The organism is Bradyrhizobium lablabi, assembly GCF_001440475.1.
GTDB lineage: Bacteria > Pseudomonadota > Alphaproteobacteria > Rhizobiales > Xanthobacteraceae > Bradyrhizobium > Bradyrhizobium lablabi.
Map to the genome: position 1 here is coordinate 1 of NZ_LLYB01000108.1, position 17,654 is coordinate 17,654.

22 protein-coding genes, 1 tRNA gene and 2 pseudogenes are annotated in these 17,654 nt (G+C 57.9%); 13 read left to right on the forward strand and 12 right to left on the reverse strand.

Annotated elements, in window-relative coordinates; translation table 11 throughout:
* Positions 1 to 612: TAXI family TRAP transporter solute-binding subunit (locus CQ14_RS31200; RefSeq protein ID WP_156435643.1), on the reverse strand; the 612-nt coding region annotated here is incomplete at its 3' end.
* A gap of 171 nt (positions 613 to 783) precedes the next feature.
* Between CQ14_RS31200 and CQ14_RS31205 the strand changes: the two genes are divergently transcribed.
* Positions 784 to 859 (forward strand) — tRNA-Ile (locus tag CQ14_RS31205).
* 417 nt (positions 860 to 1,276) lie between these two features.
* On the opposite strand, the gene CQ14_RS31210 is transcribed toward CQ14_RS31205, so the two are convergent.
* Positions 1,277 to 2,071, reverse strand: a complete 795-nt coding sequence (locus tag CQ14_RS31210) for an adenylate/guanylate cyclase domain-containing protein (protein WP_057861644.1) — start codon at positions 2,069 to 2,071, stop codon at positions 1,277 to 1,279.
* Positions 2,072 to 2,566: 495 nt separating this feature from the next.
* Between CQ14_RS31210 and CQ14_RS48395 the strand changes: the two are divergent.
* Both CQ14_RS48395 and CQ14_RS48400 read left to right on the forward strand, forming a co-directional pair.
* A pseudogene (locus CQ14_RS48395) lies at positions 2,567 to 2,767 on the forward strand (Arm DNA-binding domain-containing protein); the annotation flags it as partial.
* A pseudogene (locus CQ14_RS48400) lies at positions 2,750 to 3,785 on the forward strand (tyrosine-type recombinase/integrase). The pseudogenes CQ14_RS48395 and CQ14_RS48400, both read left to right, overlap by 18 nt.
* A 1,940-nt stretch (positions 3,786 to 5,725) precedes the next feature.
* Here the strand turns inward: CQ14_RS48400 and CQ14_RS31225 are convergent.
* The 3 genes from CQ14_RS31225 to rpsU all read right to left on the reverse strand — a co-directional run bounded on the left by CQ14_RS31225 (position 5,726) and on the right by rpsU (position 6,653).
* A complete protein-coding gene (locus CQ14_RS31225; protein ID WP_057861646.1) occupies positions 5,726 to 5,932 on the reverse strand; it encodes a hypothetical protein in 207 nt (68 codons plus the stop codon).
* Between the two features lie 38 nt (positions 5,933 to 5,970).
* On the reverse strand, positions 5,971 to 6,165 hold the full coding sequence (locus CQ14_RS42715) for a hypothetical protein (protein WP_082650116.1): 195 nt from the start codon (positions 6,163 to 6,165) through the stop codon (positions 5,971 to 5,973).
* A 227-nt stretch (positions 6,166 to 6,392) separates the two neighbouring features.
* Complete coding sequence (rpsU, locus tag CQ14_RS31230) at positions 6,393 to 6,653, reverse strand: 30S ribosomal protein S21 (RefSeq protein WP_057861647.1); 261 nt, start codon at positions 6,651 to 6,653, stop codon at positions 6,393 to 6,395.
* A gap of 44 nt (positions 6,654 to 6,697) precedes the next feature.
* On the opposite strand from rpsU, the gene CQ14_RS31235 reads away from it, so the two are divergent.
* The 5 genes from CQ14_RS31235 to CQ14_RS31265 all read left to right on the forward strand — a co-directional run bounded on the left by CQ14_RS31235 (position 6,698) and on the right by CQ14_RS31265 (position 11,054).
* A complete protein-coding gene (locus tag CQ14_RS31235; protein ID WP_057861648.1) occupies positions 6,698 to 6,985 on the forward strand; it encodes a hypothetical protein in 288 nt (95 codons plus the stop codon).
* Between the two features lie 35 nt (positions 6,986 to 7,020).
* Complete coding sequence (locus CQ14_RS31240; protein WP_283807296.1) at positions 7,021 to 7,281, forward strand: DUF1488 family protein; 261 nt, start codon at positions 7,021 to 7,023, stop codon at positions 7,279 to 7,281.
* Between the two features lie 354 nt (positions 7,282 to 7,635).
* The gene (locus CQ14_RS31245) at positions 7,636 to 8,007 is read left to right on the forward strand and encodes a hypothetical protein (protein WP_057861650.1); all 372 of its coding nucleotides are present in this window, start codon (positions 7,636 to 7,638) and stop codon (positions 8,005 to 8,007) included.
* 989 nt (positions 8,008 to 8,996) lie between these two features.
* Positions 8,997 to 9,284, forward strand: coding sequence for a hypothetical protein (locus tag CQ14_RS31255; protein WP_057861652.1), 288 nt, complete (start codon positions 8,997 to 8,999; stop codon positions 9,282 to 9,284).
* Positions 9,285 to 9,596: 312 nt separating this feature from the next.
* The gene (locus CQ14_RS31265; RefSeq protein WP_347337167.1) at positions 9,597 to 11,054 is read left to right on the forward strand and encodes a GAF domain-containing sensor histidine kinase; all 1,458 of its coding nucleotides are present in this window, start codon (positions 9,597 to 9,599) and stop codon (positions 11,052 to 11,054) included.
* A 671-nt stretch (positions 11,055 to 11,725) separates the two neighbouring features.
* On the opposite strand, the gene CQ14_RS31270 is transcribed toward CQ14_RS31265, so the two are convergent.
* The 3 genes from CQ14_RS31270 to CQ14_RS42720 all read right to left on the reverse strand — a co-directional run bounded on the left by CQ14_RS31270 (position 11,726) and on the right by CQ14_RS42720 (position 12,810).
* Positions 11,726 to 11,962: a DUF6894 family protein gene (locus CQ14_RS31270; protein WP_057861654.1), complete on the reverse strand. Its 237-nt coding sequence runs from the start codon at positions 11,960 to 11,962 to the stop codon at positions 11,726 to 11,728.
* Positions 11,963 to 12,258: 296 nt separating this feature from the next.
* Entirely contained in the window at positions 12,259 to 12,498 is a 240-nt protein-coding gene (locus CQ14_RS31275) for a DUF6894 family protein (RefSeq protein ID WP_057861655.1), read from the reverse strand.
* Positions 12,499 to 12,603: 105 nt separating this feature from the next.
* Entirely contained in the window at positions 12,604 to 12,810 is a 207-nt protein-coding gene (locus tag CQ14_RS42720) for a hypothetical protein (protein WP_347337168.1), read from the reverse strand.
* A 710-nt stretch (positions 12,811 to 13,520) separates the two neighbouring features.
* Here CQ14_RS42720 and CQ14_RS31280 point away from each other — a divergent pair.
* Positions 13,521 to 13,700 carry a hypothetical protein gene (locus tag CQ14_RS31280; RefSeq protein ID WP_156435645.1) on the forward strand — a complete coding sequence of 60 codons (180 nt, stop codon included), beginning with the start codon at positions 13,521 to 13,523 and terminating at the stop codon, positions 13,698 to 13,700.
* A gap of 122 nt (positions 13,701 to 13,822) precedes the next feature.
* On the opposite strand, the gene CQ14_RS47705 is transcribed toward CQ14_RS31280, so the two are convergent.
* The 3 genes from CQ14_RS47705 to CQ14_RS31290 form a co-directional block, all read right to left on the reverse strand.
* Positions 13,823 to 13,957 (reverse strand): hypothetical protein, encoded by a 135-nt coding sequence (locus CQ14_RS47705; RefSeq protein ID WP_283807295.1) that lies wholly within the window; start codon positions 13,955 to 13,957, stop codon positions 13,823 to 13,825.
* A gap of 63 nt (positions 13,958 to 14,020) precedes the next feature.
* Positions 14,021 to 14,260 (reverse strand): hypothetical protein, encoded by a 240-nt coding sequence (locus CQ14_RS31285; protein ID WP_057861657.1) that lies wholly within the window; start codon positions 14,258 to 14,260, stop codon positions 14,021 to 14,023.
* 31 nt (positions 14,261 to 14,291) lie between these two features.
* Positions 14,292 to 14,489 carry a hypothetical protein gene (locus tag CQ14_RS31290; protein WP_245320652.1) on the reverse strand — a complete coding sequence of 66 codons (198 nt, stop codon included), beginning with the start codon at positions 14,487 to 14,489 and terminating at the stop codon, positions 14,292 to 14,294.
* Between the two features lie 610 nt (positions 14,490 to 15,099).
* Between CQ14_RS31290 and CQ14_RS31295 the strand changes: the two genes are divergently transcribed.
* Positions 15,100 to 15,444, forward strand: coding sequence for a hypothetical protein (locus tag CQ14_RS31295; protein WP_245320654.1), 345 nt, complete (start codon positions 15,100 to 15,102; stop codon positions 15,442 to 15,444).
* Between the two features lie 183 nt (positions 15,445 to 15,627).
* Here the strand turns inward: CQ14_RS31295 and CQ14_RS31300 are convergent, their stop codons facing one another.
* Positions 15,628 to 16,434, reverse strand: coding sequence for a transglutaminase-like domain-containing protein (locus CQ14_RS31300; RefSeq protein WP_057861658.1), 807 nt, complete (start codon positions 16,432 to 16,434; stop codon positions 15,628 to 15,630).
* Between the two features lie 192 nt (positions 16,435 to 16,626).
* On the opposite strand from CQ14_RS31300, the gene CQ14_RS31305 reads away from it, so the two are divergent.
* The 3 genes from CQ14_RS31305 to CQ14_RS48405 are packed head-to-tail and all read left to right on the forward strand — an operon-like array spanning position 16,627 to position 17,396.
* Complete coding sequence (locus CQ14_RS31305) at positions 16,627 to 16,896, forward strand: hypothetical protein (RefSeq protein ID WP_057861662.1); 270 nt, start codon at positions 16,627 to 16,629, stop codon at positions 16,894 to 16,896.
* On the forward strand, positions 16,889 to 17,188 hold the full coding sequence (locus tag CQ14_RS31310; protein WP_057861659.1) for a hypothetical protein: 300 nt from the start codon (positions 16,889 to 16,891) through the stop codon (positions 17,186 to 17,188). Before CQ14_RS31305 ends, CQ14_RS31310 begins: the two co-directional genes overlap by 8 nt.
* 25 nt (positions 17,189 to 17,213) lie before the next feature.
* A complete protein-coding gene (locus CQ14_RS48405) occupies positions 17,214 to 17,396 on the forward strand; it encodes a hypothetical protein (protein ID WP_082650117.1) in 183 nt (60 codons plus the stop codon).
* Positions 17,397 to 17,654: the final 258 nt, after the last annotated feature.

Genomic DNA, 17,654 nt, shown 5'->3' on the forward strand with positions numbered 1-17,654 from the left:
CGCCATCGCGGCAAAGCCCGGCCAGCCGATGCCGGCGCCCCACAGCGCGGCGGCGCGGCCGTCCTGCACCATGGCCGGACCGTCGCCGGCGCGATCGAGATAGATCGACTTGAAGTCCTCGTCCTGCTTCAGCCCGATGCCGTCGAGGATATAGCGCGACAGGATCGGCAGGCCCGAGCCTTTGGCCCCGAAGGCGACCGGCTGGCCGACAAGATCCTTGATGGTCTTGTAGGGGCTGTCCGCACGCACCACGAACATGCCGGGGCTGGAATACATCGCGGTGAGGATTTTCAGTTTTGTTGCGGGACGGCCGATGCCCATGAAGGCTTCGTAGGCGGGCTCCCCTGCGATCAGCGCGATATCGAGCTGGCCGGATTCCAGCAGCGGAATGTTTTCGTTGGAGCCCTTGGTGTTGCGCGGCTCGATCGAGAGCGCCGGATCGGCGGCGTTCATGACTTCAGCAAAGGCGTTGCCGTAGACCGGGAAGCCGCCCCCCGGCGTCGCGGTCCCGAGGCTGATATTGGTCCTGGTAATGGCCTTGCCTCCCTCCTGCGCCCCGGCGCCGCCCGCAAGCAGCAGCGCGCCGACGCAGGCAATCCAAGCGAGTTTCATTGTTGGCCTCAAGCGTTCCATGACGAATGATGCAATGGAGGTTGTAGGCAAGCACGCAGCCCGATGAAAGCCTGTTCTTGGCCCCCAATCCGCCATTGCCGTATCGCTGTCATGCCTGTAAACGATGGCGGCACCGTTGCCGGCCGACCTTCCTGCGGCCCCTCCGCGGCGGGGCCTGTAGCTCAATGGTTAGAGCCGGCCGCTCATAACGGTCTGGTTGCAGGTTCGAGTCCTGCCGGGCCCACCAGCCTNNTCGCTGGCTACGCCAGCTTCGGCTCGGCAAGCCNCGTCGCACACGTTCCAAGCGAAGCGAGTGAAGGCTGCCGCGCCGAAGCCCACTTGGGCGAAGGCGGGCGCGGCCGCGATCTACGGCTCGGCAGGCCACGCTTCCCAACCGCAAGGTCGACGCCGCCTCCTAACCAAAATATCGAAAACAACCCCATGCAAAGTAGCAACCGGTCGATACTTTGAGCGATCCCGCGAGAAATTTTGACACGTCGGGCAAATCAGCGGCACTATCGCATGGTCGGTCATCATTGCTCTGATCGGTCGCGGAGCTTGGCGCTGCCGCAGCGATGAAATCTTGCCAAAACCAAGTGATTTTTCGCGCTGAGGAGCAACGGCGGAAGGGATTGCGAGCCAACCTCCACCCTCGCAATCCACCTCAATCTTCGACCCGGTACAGACGCCATCGCTCCGGTACTCCTTTGAGCTGGTGTACGCCGTGATCCCTGAAGCAGATTTGAGACTGCGACATCAGGTCCTTGACCGCGCTTGAGACCAGCACTTCGCCGGCGCGCGCTTTTGCGGCGACGCGTGCGCCGATGTGAAACGCGAGACCGACCACCTCGGCTCCGCTCACTTTGTATTCGCCCGCATGCAGCCCCACCCTGATCTCCAGCCCCAGCGTGCGCACCGCCTCACGGATCGCGGTCGCACAGCGGACGCCGGCAGCCGGCGCCTTGAACGTCGCCAGCACTCCGTCCCCCGTCGTCACGACTTCCTTTCCGCGCGAAGTCTTCAACTCCTTGCGGACCGCTGCGTAATAATGGCCCATCACCTTTGTCCAGCGCGCATCGCCCAGCTTCGCGGCTTTCTCGGTCGAGCGGACGATATCAACGATCAGGATCGTGGCGAGTGCCGGTTTGAGGTCGGTGCTGCGCTCGGTGGATCGGCGCCGGAGCGCAATCGGTCCGGCCAGCGGTTCGTAGCGATGATTGCGGCGCCGCGCGATCGAGGACTTCACATAGTCGTTGGCCCGCTGCGCCGTGCCGCAACGAATCGTTTTCTCCCTCGGCGGAACTGTCCAGTAAACCTTTCGCCCATCTCCGGCGCCAAGGACCTCCACCGCTCCCCACTTCAGGAAAACCGCCGAGCCAACCCGTCGAACACACCACGCCTTTGACGTGTATCCAGAGACGTTCGACTGATGGACACCGATGCGAAGGAATTTTGGCATGAACGTGCGGCCAATCGAAAGACCGTTTGGGCGTACTTGGGGCAAAGGGTAGTCATACAATCCAGCGTTGGCAACTGTCGAAAAATTTGCCTATGGCTCCCACGTCTGTTCGCGTTCGCGGTCAAAAATACCGAAGGAGATCAGACAGCAGGTGCGGGCCCGCCGCCCCAGTTTCGCACCAGAAACGACCTCGACTACGCGCAACGAACGCAATCGAACCCGAACGAAAACGCAGCAGACTTAACGAAGCTGATCGATCTTCTGCCGTTCATAACGGTCTGGTTGCAGGTTCGAGTCCTGCCGGGCCCACCACATCGTTGGTCCGCCGGTGTTCTCAGCCATTCATCGTCATCCGCCGAGTCTATATTTTTCACTATTTTACAGAGCCTTGTGACATTCAGACGTCCGCCTACGTTCGCATTGTGTTCGCGAACATCCCGCCGTTTTGTTGGCATATTTGTTGGTATCTATTCGAAGTCAAAGCGAGATACCAACATGACGCTCACGGATACAAAGTGCCGGAATGCGAAGGGGCAAATAAAGCCACGCAAGCTTTCCGACGGCGGTGGCTTGCACCTCCTGGTCAGTCCTGACGGCGCCAAATACTGGCGCTTGGCCTATCGGTGGCACGGCAAGCAACGCACCCTAGCGATCGGCGTTTATCCTGCCATTGGGCTGATGGAAGCGCGCGCTGCGCGGGATGAAGCCAAACGTAACCTCGCTGCGGACGTAGATCCCTCCGTGGTGAAACAGGAGCGCAAGAGAGCCGCGAAGATTGCGACTGACAATACCTTCGAAGCCATCGCGCGCGAGTGGCATGAAAACTGGAAAGGCGCACGTACCCCCTATTACGCAGCGCAGATCCTTCGACTTCTGGAGGCGGATGCTTTCCCGGCGATCGGCCGCCGTCCGATTGCAGCGCTCGAACCACCGGAACTGCTGGACGTGCTGCGCAAGAAGGCGCGGGGCGAACGAAACGGCGCGCCGGCTCAAGCAACTGGTCGGACAAATATTCCGTTTCGCGATCGTGACCGGTCGAGCAAAACGGGATCCCTCCGTAGATCTCAGGGACGCACTACGTGCCACTGGAGAACCGCAACGTCACAGGGCGATGCCGCTTTCAGAGCTGCCAACGTTCTTGCGGAAATTGGAGCGTTACAGCGGCGAGCAGCAGACCAAACTTGCATTGAAGCTCTTAACTCTAACGTTTCTTCGAACGACCGAGCTGCGCGCCGGCAAGTGGAGTGAACTCGAGAACCTGGATGAAAATTCTGCTCTGTGGCGCATTCCGGCCGAACGCATGAAAATGCGCCTGGAGCATCTGGTGCCTCTGTCGCGCCAAGCCGTCGCGGTATTGCGCGAGCTTCGCGCACTTTCAGGCGGCAGTCCCAACATCTTTCCTTCGCCCGGAAACGGCGACTGCATGTCCAGCAACACCATGCTATATGCCATCTACCGGATGGGATATCACGGCCGCGCCACGACGCACGGTTTCCGCGCAGTCGCCTCCACGATCCTGAACGAAACCAATTTGTTCAACCGAGATTGGATAGAACGTCAGCTTTCACACGTGGAACGAAACGAAGTACGACGTGCCTACAACGCTGCCGAGTGGATTCCTGATCGTCGAAGAATGATGCAGTGGTGGGCAGACCACATTACAGCGTTGGCTCTCGAAGACGATAAAATCGTTCCGTTGTCGCGCGCGAGCTAACTGAATGCCTTATACTCCGAAAGCAAAGGTCACACGTTCGAATCGTGTCGGGCGCGCCATCGCCGTCGATGGCATCGCGAGCCAAGCTCCTCTGGCCTGACGAGTAGATCGAAGAAAAATCGGGGTTCGAGTCGGGGTCCGCTACATCGCGAAATCCACTATCGCGGAAGCGCTGTTTTCCTATCGGAGGGCAGCCTAACTCGAGAGGCGGCGTCGTCATAGTCTGCCCAAAAGCCGCGGTTCGTGCGCCATCCATCGCCGCCTGATGGTCTCGGGGTAGGATCAAATCAAGGAGGCGCAACCACCGATACCGACACTCGCTAATAGTGGCAATTTGAGGCGTGACTGGCTCCGCCGCTACGGAGAAATGCAACCGTGCGGAAGAATCAAAATCCGCTGAATTCATGAGTAAAATCAATGAGCCCTTCTGAATCTTCGGCTTACGTTCACCCACTGACAGCATTGGTGAATTTCCCGCGTTCAGAATGTCGTGTTCCTTTATCGCATAGGGCGATCGGGGGTACGAGGCGGAGGTCCGCTTCATCGCTCACCCGCTATTTTGGAAGCGCTGTTTTTAACCGGCCCAGCAGCGCATTGGTAGTCCGCCAAACGCAGCCTTTTGCGCGCGACACTACTCCCTTCGAACGTTACAAATCTCCGGCTCGTTCTTAGGATTAGTCGAGCAGTAAATTCCCAAGCGGCTGCATGATAGGAGTTGCCAGCAGGCTTCAGGTGGCGCTCCCTAGGAAAGAGTGAGAAACTTTGGCTCTCAACAGGTTTGCCAATTTTTCAGCGATCAATTCGCACATTGAAACACAACCGATATTTCGCGATTGGCAATCCAGTTGCCAAAAAAAATAACTTTGTCGGCGGCTCTAAACCCGGTGAGGAAATCCACTCATTGATCCGGAGGGCGGTCTTGCCTGACGGGCCTTTCTCATGAGTTCGTCTCGTTGCGGGCCGGGTGGCCTGGCTTCAGCTTCCTGCCGCAGTCGCTCGGCTTCGTTCGTCAGCCGATCGGGAAACGTCAACGTGTTCTTGCACCCGGCGCCGTTGCATGGCACGAACTCCCCCTTGAGGACGCGACCGGTCTTTCTATCCGCTGAGACGCCCACAGCCCGGGCGATGATGGTCCTAGCCTGCCCCACTAGCGCAGGGGCCTCAATCAGAGCGAGCAGAGTACGGGCGCGTTCGATTGCGATCAGGGTCTCAAACTCACTCAACCAACTTTCACTCGACATCGGGCCTCAAATCTCTTGGCAGCCGCGGCGCGCAAGCTCTTCGAGATCGATGCCCCGGACACTTACGATCCCGACGAAATAGCCAGCTTGGCAGCCCAGCAACTCGGTCCGCCCTGAAGGTCGGTCCGGTCCCGGCAGCAGCGTTGGCGACCTGGGTTCGCTGGCAGCGGACTAGGCGACTTCCAATCAAAACTGTTCCCCGCATCGGCATCTCATGATCCATACGGCCTTGCCTCTGCGGGAGTCGAGCAACGCCCGAACTTCGGTCGGCACTGCGCCGCACCGATTGCACGTGCGCAATGAAGCTCCGGGCGTCGCGGTCGGGGCGCTTGCTTCAGCCTATCTCTGATTACTCACCTCGCCCTCCTCCAAGAGCAGCGCTGATAATTAATCTTCCGGAATCCTGATTCGCAATGCGCGCCGCTCGTCACTATCTCGCGATCCTGGGCGGCCAGTATGGTGACGAGCAGGATCGTCGCTCGCCGTCGCAGAGAACCGATACTTGCATAGCCTGTGGTCACGGCCTCACCGCACCCTCCACGTCCACTCACGTGTCGACCGGAAAAGTCGTCAACCAGTCGCACTGCTCGGCGTGCGGCAATACTTGGGATACTTCTGTGAACTCTCCACCGCGGCACCACGTCACGTTATCTGTCATCCGGATCAGGAAGATGCGGAACGGCCCATATCAAATCTTGCCTAGAGCTGAGTAACGATGTTTAGCGCAGTCGCGCGATAACGAAGATCATCGTCGAATTCCGGTCGACTGACGCTCGCCGACCAGCCGTAAGCGTCATCGAACACAAACAACGTCATGCGCTCAGGCCAGGGCCCACGCAGCGAACTCGCCTGTTCGACAATCATGTCCTCGAGCTCGTAAGCCGTCATGAAGGCCTTGCAGGGCATTGCCGACCTCGTATCTCTGTATCGCAAGCCGATCGCGATCACTCGAGTTGATCGAACTCTTCGGGTAGCAGCACTCGGCCACGTGGCGAAGAAATTCTCACATCGAAATAGCCTTCCTGCAGAAACTCTCTGGCTTTCTTCAGAGCGGCCTCTGAGGTGCTGCGCCCGAGATTGACGCGCCCACACAGATTCCTTCCGCTGATCAGATACTGCAGGCGTGTCGCTTCATCCATGCAGGACAGCCGCTGCCAGGACCAACAGTCCGAGAAAGGCGGACACGATCACCGGTGGCACAGTCGGTCAGGCGAAATCGGGACATGGGGCACTCCTTCCAAAGGCCGGAGAAGCGTTTGTCGATCCCGCCGAGTGGCTAAGGGCCGAAAACAAGTTCGCGGCTTGTATGAAAGGCAGTTGTCGCGGATGTTGAGCCGCCAGGCCTGGTAGTCACAACTCGGCCGGATCACGCTGTTCTTGCCGGTGGCTTAATGTCGTCTCTCTTCTTCCTGGGTGGAGCGGCGATCAGGCCGTCACGGATCGCCTGCTTGCGCGCGAGCTTGCGCATGCGGCGTACCGCGTCGGATTTCTTCCTTGCAGCTTCCTCCGATGGTTTCTCGTAGAAGCGGCGCCGGCGCATTTCCCTGAACACGCCTTCGCGCTGCATCTTCTTTTTGAGCACGCGGAGCGCCTGCTCGACATTGTTGTCGCGGACGAACACCTGCAAGACTTTCTCCTCACGTTCGGGCTGACGAAAAAGGTGGCTCCTGCATGTCAGCCAATTGCGCAGGCGCCTTCGAAAACGATGTGAGGATCTTGCCGGATACTTCGCCGCCGGAGCTGCAGCGCTTCGCCGAATGGTCCGGCAAGCGAACGTCACCACTCCACGGCGACGATGTCAAATTGACGCGCTTTCAAACAATGAGGCCGCGTTGGGCGCTACAAGCGCAAAGGTTGTCGAATTCGATGGTCGTGAAATTAAAAAATTGTGAGGGGCCTCATCGCGACCTTGTCGCTGCCATCCTTGAGGATTTTGCCTGGCTCACCAAGCAGGCCTAAAGGAGTAGGACACATGCCCCTCCTGCGGCCGCTTCATCGGTTATGAATACGACAGGATGGTCGTCCTGTTCTCGATGATCGACGGAGAGAAGGAGGTCTCCTGCGCGATCTCGACGTCCGCCATGGATGAAATGGAAGGTGTGGTGCGTGCGAGGGCGGGCGAGCGCGAGGCTCAATTCATGCGGCTGCGTGAGCGCATCGAAGTCTGCGCCGATGGCAAATACCAGGCAAGCGAACTCGAGGGGGCGCCGGCCGGCATCATCCTGCGCAGCATCGATTTCAGGAAGCAGCGATAGCAGAGACGATGTACACCGTTGACATCCGACAAACGCCGTGGGGACCAAGCCACTGATAGCCACGACCAGAACCTGAGCTGCACTCCATGTGATGATAGTACTACGACCTTTCGGCCTACTAAGAAGTCCTGTACAGCATCACGATAATAGCCTAGCCTCCAACGACAGGCTCGCTGTTGCTGAGCTTAAAGCTGTCCATGAAGCGGTGACGTCCGAAGTCGCTGCTCGTCGTCGTAGCGGCAGCTAGAGTGCCATCGGAAGGCGCAATCTCATATTCCAGATGCTTTCACGAAACGCGGATGCAAGCGGCTGTGCGGCCGCAAACGCGCTCGTGTACATTCAAAGGAGATCATCATGAGAGTACCTGAATTTCTGCAGGGTGAAGCGCGGACCCGAATTCTTCAGGGCATCGCGTTGGGCGCCGTTGCGGCGGTGACGATCGGATTTACGTGGGGAGGCTGGGTCACTGGCGGCACTGCCACCGCTATGACTGCAATGGCCGAGAGCAAAGGTCGGATGTCCGTCCTGGTCCCGATGTGTGTCGCGCAGTTCACCGCGGCGGATGGCGCCCTTGCCAAGTTTAAGGGGGCGGGGCCCTATTCAAGGGATAACGTCATCGGTGAATACGTGAAGACCGTTGCTTCCACGAGTATGGACTATTCGTTCGCCAGGGCATGCGCAGCCGGCGTGGAGGCCGAACTCTCAAAAGCGGCTCCAAAGAGCTGAGCTATAGTCTAGCCAGGATTGGGCATCTAGCGAAATGAGTGATCAAAGCTTCCGGCAGCGTGCTTATCTTATGTATTGCCTGCTGGCAGTCGTTCTCCTCGGTTGTTACGTGCTGTTCAGCGGCTTCGAGAACGATAGCTCCGCAACGATGGCGCCGAATTTGACACTCATTCGATGACGTCTCGCAATGCCGGCTTCTTTTAGCGGCTTGTCCGGCTGATTGCGGTTTCTTCGATCCAACTTGCGTGCTCGGCTTCCCGCAGGTTTAGCAGGTATGCATAGACAGCCTCCACTTACCCGGCACGTCCGCTCGCCCGGTCGTTTTGCTGACAAGCTGGCGGACCCTAGTCGCTTCGCCGAGCCCCTATCTGTTGGCGCACCTTCCATCGCAACTCCTCTACCTTGTGGGAATGGACGGCCTTACGCGAAAAAGTCGTCGGCAAACCCAAGGCGGATGCCTGTCAATTCGACCGTAAACTTGACGAATAGCAGCGGACCGTTGTCATTGCGCGTTATCGGTTTCATTGCCTCGCAATCAACGGTATAATTACATTATGGCGAACTCGACAAAGGTTGAATCCAAAGAGCGCGGCAGGTCCGCCGGCAGCAAATATCCATTGATGGGCTTTCGCGCCTCTCCAGCAATACGGGCCTCCGTTGTGAAGTGGGCTGAAAATCAGCCAGACAATCCATCACTGTCGGAAGCCATCCGCCGCCTTGTCGAGATCGGTCTGTCCATACCCATGGCCTCACTCAAGAAGCCCCGTGTCCTTTCGACAGCCAAGTAAGGCGCAGAGCGCGCAGCCGAATTGGCTTCCGATGTGATCGGCGACCAAATGCCGGATGCCAACGAAGATGAAAAGGCCCCCCGTCGACGCCGTCTCGTCAAGGGTCCGTTGGAATTTCGAAGCGTCAGGCGCGATCGGTAGTAACGACATATAGGATTGGCTAATTCCGGTTGGAACTGCGATCCGGGCGCTAAGACAAAAATGAAGCAGGAGCCGAAGGGGCTGATCTACACAATCATGGTAGGCGACCAGCCGATCGTGGCGCTGGAGGCGAGTGGTCGCGAAGCTGGCCAGCTGTGCAAGGAAGAGTGGTTCAAGTCCGAATTGGCGGCCTTGAAGTCAGATGGCGAACCGGCTTGCGGATCTGCCTTCCGACTACGAGCGAGGCCGGCCACTGAGGAAGAGCGTCGCAGGTACCGCGAAGGATACAAGAACGCTAAAGCCACCGATCTCACGCTCATGTACCTCATTCAGCTTGATGATCCCTAGGTCATCAACAGATTCGACCTGCTTCAGGAGGGAGCCGATCCACTCGGCCCAGTTCGAGTCAACACCAGCACGACTGATGCTCCGTCAACTTCTTGCTTCGGTTCACGTGGTCTGGGTGAGCAGACCGGATGTCGGCACCCAAAATGAACAAGCGCCTACTGGTCAGCGGCGTGTTTCACGAGGACGGCTATTGAATTTCCGGATTTCCGAACGGCGCTCGCCAACTGCGCCTCCGATAGCTTGAGGCGCTTCCGCAGGACTTTTACCTGCACCTTGTCCCTCAGGTCGAGTGCATTTCGGAAATAGGCAGCCTTGCGCCTGAACATGATGATTTCTTTCGATGGATGGTTAAACCTTGAATCCACTAGGGTAACTTTGCCTGGACAATGGCATCGCGGCTTTGGCCGGATCGTCGCTTCTGCGGGGACAACATCGGCTTTCGCCTATGTTGCGACTTTAGTGCTTTTGACCCTCGGCAATGGGAGGCAACGAACACAAATGACGTTTGTTCCCTTAGAACATTTCGCCTGCTCCACCGTTAGTCCGGTTTCCAAGAGAACCAGCAGTTCTTCCATGACCGTCGACACCAGCGCCGATGTTGCCGCAGTCCAGCAAATCGACGCTGTGCCCAAGATTCTAGATGCCGTCGTCCGTATTACCGGTATGGGCTTTGTGGCAGTCGCTAGAGTGACCAGTGACCGATGGGTGTGCTGCGCGGTACGCGACAACCTCAACTTCGGCCTGTCAGAGGGAGGCGAGCTTCGCGTTGAAACAACGATTTGCAATGAAATTCGCGATCAGGGCGAGCTAATCGTCATAAACAATGTCGAGGCCGATGCCACCTTCTGCAACCATCCAACACCCCGAATGTACGGTTTCAAGAGCTACATCTCGGCTCCTATCAAGCTTGCCAACGGAGACGTCTGGGGCACGCTTTGTGCGATCGATCCGCAGCCGCGGGAATTAAATCGACCTGAAATAATCGACACATTTGAACTCTTTGGAGAGTTGATCGGAACGCAATTAGAGCTTAACGAGCGGTTTGAGCAATCGCAGGCCAACCTTTCCGCTACTCAGGCGGACCTGCTTGATGAACGAAAGACATCAGAACTGCGCGAGCAGTTCATTGGTGTCTTGGGTCACGATCTCCGAAACCCGCTGGCGTCAATAGCGGCAGGCATGCGCATCCTTCTCAGGAATGCCAATAGCGAGCAAGCGCCCGAAATCGTGGCAATGATTCAGAAATCCGTCATGCGAATGGCGGGGCTTGTCGACAACATCATGGACTTTGCTCGCGGACGGCTCGGTGGCGGATTGACTATCAGGCCCGACACAAGCCAGCCCCTAACACCAGTAATAGAACAAGTCATCAATGAAATGCGGTTCGCCTGGCCGAGCGTCATCATCGAAACCGAGCTTGAGATAGAAGAGCCAGTTCGATGCGACCGCGCGAAGATCGGTCAATTGTTCTCCAACCTGCTCGGCAACGCCATCACCTACGGGGATCCGGGCAAGCCGATCATCGTTGCCGCAGAGACCTCGGGCGGACAGTTTCGACTGACGGTAACAAACTATGGCACACCAATATCCGACAAGGCCATGCAGAACCTTTTCCGTCCTTATACGCGCGGCGACCGTCCCAGTCAGCAAGGTTTGGGTCTCGGCCTCTACATCGCAGCGGAAATCGCTCGGGCGCATAATGGGACTGTCAAGGCCGTCTCGGAGAGCGAAGCAACCACATTTGAGTTTAGCATGCCGGTGACGGCATAGAGGCTTGCGCGCTCGAACAGCCATGTCGGCGACGCGCAATCGGGTCGATTTCGGCGCAGGTCGGTTGTTTTCCCGGTCTACCCCGACAGCCGACATCTGGACGGACGCTGGCTTTCGTCGGTATGGGCCAACAGGCGGCCTCGCCAATGCTTTGCTTTGATTTGACTGGACTCAGGAGAATAAAGAGAGTCTAGTTTTGCTATCATCGTCTTCCCTCGGCTCTATCGATGACTGAGAGTGTTGTGCTCCCGCCGTAAAGCGAGAGCGCTCGTGCCGAAAAATACGCCCCCGCCTACCTGCAAAACGTGTGGCAAGCCAATGAGCTGGCTGGTGGTAAATACTGGCGGCCGCAAATTCCGTTGCATTGATTGTGATGGTCCAGGGGCATCGAAATCATCCGAAACACTGAACTTGGGTTCGGGTGCATTGGAGCCCTTGAAACTCTTTGAGCGACTTGAAGGATATGTTCAGAAAGCTCATGAGCACCTTGAGCAGGTGCCGCCCGGCGAAAAGCATGATGCGCTGGTTGAGATGATTTCTGAATTACAGAGGGCTATAGATTTTATAGATTTCAATCGACACCAGTTACTAAGCGACGTCCGGATTAAGCCCGCCAGCGACATGAGGACGCGACCCATGTTGTTTCTGGCGGCAAGCAACCGAGGGCGGCCTCAATGCTTCGTGCCCGCGTTCCGATGCACTATGGAAACGCAGAATAGCCGGTCGGTCGCCGAGCGCACTTCTACCGCCAAGTCGGGCCGCTCGCCCAAAAAGACAGAACCTTTGGTTATCCCCAGAAGCGTTTGCATCGCTTCGACTTCGGCGGCCTTATGGGTGGGCAGGCGCGTACCTTCTTCGTCGGCAAAGAATTCGCGCCCGCTCTGGATGTCAAAGAAATAACGTTCCATGAAAGCGCTCCAGTTCCATGCAGGCGAGAGTCTTGCACTCTAGTGAGCACCGACGTCTACAGGACACAGCTTCGGCCGTGATGGGAAGGACAATAACCCGGCTATCAGATTGTTGCTAGCAATTACTCTCTCGCATGCAATCGTTGCGCGAGTCCGCTTCGGGTCACAAGCAGCGGTCCGGCCGCTCATCTCGTCAGGTCCGGTTTCCATTGAGAGCGCCCTGTGCGGCCGCTCGAACGCAGTTCGGCCGAGGGCCACAACACACGAGAGGCGCCGGCCGGACGTTGGAAGCGGCCTTACTGCATCCGCTTGAGCACGAACGTGAACCTGACTTCCATCACCGGCCCATACACGTCGCGCACCTCGATTGCCATTTGTTGGGCTTGTGTCCCCTCAGTACGCATCGCATCCCAAGCGATACCAGCTAGAGATCGCGCAGCCTCATTCTGTACGGCCACCGTGTCGCATAGCTCCATGCCCTCTTCATCGACGACGAGCTCGTCTCCATCGCGAAGGTCGAAGTAGTAAACAGCCATTCAGCGCTCCGTGCGGGCGGGAGCGCAAACATCTCTCAGTCGCTGACGCCCATGAGAGAGCCTTGGCCAGTGATGTTCGTGAACGCGCTGCGGGTCTTGCCGTTCCTATTTGGAAGGTTGTAGCCCCGGCGAGCGCAGCACTTCACACAAACGAGAGGCCGCCTCGTTCCGTGTGATCCGACGCGTGATTTGCTCCCTGGCGTTGCCGGGCGGCAGCACCTTGGCTTGCTCGCGGAGTTGCGCGGTGTCTTGAGCAAGACGTTCTTCGAGGGAGAGAGTTTGTTTGAAACGGCGGCGACGCTTGATGACCATGCGCTGCTCCAGCGATAAAGGAGGCGGGCGCGCGACAGGCGTCGTATTGCTTACTGCCGCACTACCTCGCGGATACGAAGAAGTGTGCGGCCAACAAATGTCGCTGTACACAACAAAGGTTAACTGCCCTGTCGCTCGCAGAGCGCTTACTCAAGTAGCGTCCCTTGAGCAAAGGGCTCAAATGCAACAGGCGAGCTACGGATTGCCTTGCCAAGAGCCTTCATTCAAAATGCAAAAGAACCCGCCATTGAGGCGGCTCAACTGCTTGGCCATAAATTCCATAGCAAAGCTGCTTCGAAGGCAGGCCCGTCAGACGTTCGCACTTCGATACCTAGGCGTGGCGACCCTCCCGAACGAAGCGTATCACGCGCGAGGTCGGCGAGGGCAAACGTTGCTTCTTTCCGTGCTTTCACGTCGGCAGGATCGTCCCTTCGTCGTCCGAGGTCATCTTGCCATCTGTGAGAACGTCAAAAAAATACCGAGTCATACCAAGCTCCCTGGTTGCGGCGGGAGCGCGGCAGCGTCTCTCAGTCACCGATAGCAGTCAAACATCGTGCGGTGATGAATGCACCCTGCATCAAGAAGCGGCAGACCGTCCATAGGNTATTATTTTTGACTTCGTGTTGTCGAGTTGTGGGACGGCGCGCTGAGAATCGNTTGTATTCAACCCTCATCCCTGAACCTTTTTTCTCCTCGCGCGTCTTATGCTAATGGCTGCCGAGCTGGAAAAAGCGGAATTGGAAGCGAAGCTGGCGAGATGCAGAGCGCTCGCCAAGGAGTTTCGCAGCGGTTCTACGGCTGAGATGCTCCGGGACATGGAAGAAGAAATCTGCCTCGAGATCCGAGCACTGGCTAAGCGCGAACTCCCCCGTTCAGGGTTTGTTGCTTGATTGATCCCTCAAGGTTGCCGATCGTGATCTCAGCTATCCGTAGTTTCTCGGAGGCGGAATTATCGCCTTACGAAACTGATGGCAGAATTTGAGTTCGGGCGGCGGCATCCCTCTGGACGCCACTATTTCTTTTTCCCGGAGCCCAAGATCGGCTGCCAGCCTCCAGTCTTCTGGCTCGGCGCTGCGGCAATCACCTTGATCTTCTCTTTCTTGGGTTTCTTGGCTTCCCGATTGCCTCTTTGCTGACCCTTAGCCATGTCGATCTCCCCGGGCTTGATGGCAACGTCGGAACTGAATGCCTAATGGCTGAATACCATGCCTCAGAGGCACGGCGTGTCCAGATCATATTTGGCCTTGAACTTAGTGATTAGATCGAGAGTGCGGGCACGATAGAAATTATCGTCTTCCGACACAGGTCGACTGATACTCGCGCTCCATCCATAGGCATCGTCAAATACAAACATTGTCATGCCCGAAGGCCAGGGACCATGGAGGCTCCTTGCTTGTTCGACAATCATGTCCTGGAGCTCATAGGCGGTTTTGAACGGCCTGGCGTTCATGGCTTACCTCGTACCTCGTGTGAGCGCTCCGCTAACCTTCAAGCTGATCGAACTCGTCGGGCAACAGTATCCGGCCCTCAGGCGTGGATATCCTCACGTCTAGATAACCGTCCTGCAAAAGCTCTTTTGCCTTCTTCACGGCTGCCCCCGCCGCGGCACGGCTGAGATTGACGCGGCCAAATCGATTGCTGCCGCCGATCAGGTAATGCAGCTCGGTCGTCCTATCCATGCGGGATCGCCTCTGCCAACAACGATGGAAGAAATATAGCGGGACAGGCGGCACAATCCGGTCGACCAAGCGGAACCGAGACAACGCAAGTTCCCCCTCTCGGCGGAAGCATTCATCGCCGTCAGTCACCGATAGACGCCGTGGGAAACGCGTTGATGATCCAACCCTAGGCTTACGACCGAAGAATAGCGAGCGCTAAAACGCCACACCACGATCGCGAACGCATCCTGGAATGGCGATGCGCCGCACCAACTCCCCAGCAAGACAAGACGACGAAAAGGCGCCCGACACAGTCTCGCTGTGCACAGCTCCGAAGCCGAGCCAGTGCCTTCAGTCCGAAATGTGTACGCGACCCGATACCAGGCTCGTCCTGAGCACTGACCGCCTTCGTGGCCGCGCCTTGTTATTTCCCTCGACATCGTGACGAAAAGAGCGTCTGCTGCACCTATCACCGCCCTTCATGGCTACTATCGGTGCTGGGAGTCTTGTTCTCCCGCCACACGACGGGCGGCTAGCATGTCCATCAATCAACAGTTCAGTCTGCGAGAGTGGCTGGTACCTCCAATCCTGGTGCCACTTGCTCTTGGTCTCCTGATCGCTGGAGCAGTTATTGTCCAGCGGTAACTCCGCAGTAATGGAGGACCCGAACCACGATGCGCCAGCCGCGCCTTTTGAGAGCAGCCTCCACGCAGATCAAACAATCACGGTGAGCGCGGAAGGAATGACGATGAGGAAACCTCTGCTCTCAATCGACGAGCCAGTGCCGACGAACGCAACACGGGCCGACAGGCCTCCCATCGGAGGCTTCGCGACGATTGTCGACGGCCATTTCAAATCGGAGTTTGACACGGTCGAGGCTGCTGAAGCCATCGGTCGAAAACTGAAATCGGCTTATCCCTTTCTTCAGATCCAGATCTATGACGCCACTACGAAGGTCCGCACCTTGTTGAGCTAGCAGACCAGGTCTGGGCGCCGCCGTCGGAGCGGAATAAGGTTCTGTGAAACGGAATTGCATTCCCCTATCTCTCAACAACCGCGGTAGATAGTCTTCGGCTTGGCTTTGATCTTGGCGTCATCGGCGATGAAGGGGCCCTTGTAGAGTTTTGCGCCAGGTCGTTCGACGCGGAATCATCCATCATCACGCGACCTTGTCGGTCCAGACCTTGAAGCCGGCCAATGTGTTGGGCCCGAAGGTCTGGGTGATCGGCACATCGGAGGCGTCACGCCCCTGCGCGATCAGGATGCGGCCGATCCTTGGCACGTTGTTGCGCGGATCGAAGGTACGCCAGTGCCCGCCGATATAGGCTTCGAACCAGCCGGCGAAATCGCCTGCGGCCCAGGGTTTTGGCGTGCCGATGTCGCTGAGATACCCTGTGCAATAGCGCGCGGGAATGTTCATGCAGCGGCAGAACGCGATGGCTAGATGGGCATAGTCGCGGCAAACGCCCTTGCCTTCTTCATAAGCCTCCCACGCCGTCTTGCTGGCGCGGGCGTGCTCATATCCGAACGCGATGTGACGGTGCACGAAATCGCAGATCGCCTGGACCCGCGCCCAACCCGGCGCCGTTTTGTCGAACAATTGCCAGGCGATTTCCGAAAGCCGGTCGGTCTCGCAATAGCGGCTGCCGAGCAGATAGACCAGAGTATCTGCGGGCAGATCCTCGACCGCATGCTGAATCGCTGAAGTAAACACCGCATCGGGCAGACCGCTGTCGCGAACGACGCCGTCGGCCGCAAGACGCACGCGGCCGGCGGGCGCGACCATGCGGCTGCACCAATTGCCGAACATGTCGCGATAGGGCGTGATCTCGGCGACCGGGTCGGTAGTGAGGCAATCCGGCACGATGACATCGGACGCACGGGTGAAGTGCGTGCCCAGCACCATGATCATCGGCGTCGGCTGCGGGAAATCGTAGAGCATTTCGAATCCGACGCGAATCTTCACTCGAAAGCCCTTTCCGGCTGCTACCTGCTCGAAGTGGCTATGAAACCAGCGAATACAAGGCGTTACTGGCTTATTCGACCAAATGCGGCCGGCAGCGCAGAAAACGATAGCTAATTGCCGCAAAAGCGCGCACGCTCCGACGATGTCCGAACAACGTCATGACTTCGTTCGCAGATGCGCGGGGCTGCCGGCATGACCATGCGCACGCGACGGGAAACGGTTCATTTCAGGCATCCGTTCCGCATCAAGGGCATCGACCGGCAGCTCGCACCGGGAGCTTACGAAATCATCACCGACGAGGAGACGATCGAGGGCCTTTCGTTTCCCTGCTTTCGGCGTGTCGCCACCATGATCATGGTTCCCGGTGCGCCGCCGCAACGTTCCGCGATGGAAATGATCTCGATCAGTTCGATCGATCTGTCCGACGCGCAACGCATCGACGCGAGCGCGCCGCGTGACTGAGACCCCGATCGAGCTCGACAAGCATCGGGGCACGGCCGCGCAGAAGGCAACCGATATCCGTCGTGGGCTTGCCGAAATCGCGGCCAACGCGAAGCTGTTGCGTGACATGCAGGGCGTAGTCGAAATTCAGATTCTCGCTGCGCCCGCCGCGTCGTGGCCCGAAGCGGTGGCCAAGGCGTCTTATGTACTCAATCTCTATTCGGCCGGTCTCGCACCAACCGACACGCATCACCGCGACCTCGTGGCCGCGGTACTTGCGGACCTTACCCGACTCCTGGGGGAAGGCACCTGAACCACGGCCCAACTGAAAGTACCTGATGCAAAATCTCTCGCCTCGTCACGTCAAGGAAGAAGAATCGCTTCGTCTCGGGGTGGAGTCCGGCTGGTACTCAACCAAGATCAGCGGAACCTTCGTCTCGGGCCCGCATTCTTCCGAAGCAGATTGCTTGCGCAGGATCGCTGAAATCACTCCGCCGCCGGTAGCGAAAAGGAAGGGTTAGGCGGAGACGTCGACGGATCTGGCCTATAACCTGAGGCGATCACGAAATATCGTCGAGACCACACCGCTGATAGCTGCGAACACGTCCTGAGACTGCTCTCCCGAGACAATGGCGCTGCGACCTTCGGCCTGCAATTCAAATCCCATTCGTCAGGAGCCCGCCCAGTCGCCCGGTCTTGGGATCTGACCAGTCGAAAACGGAGATCATTATGTCAGCCAAAGAAGTCAAATTCGGCGTTGATGCCCGCGACCGCATGCT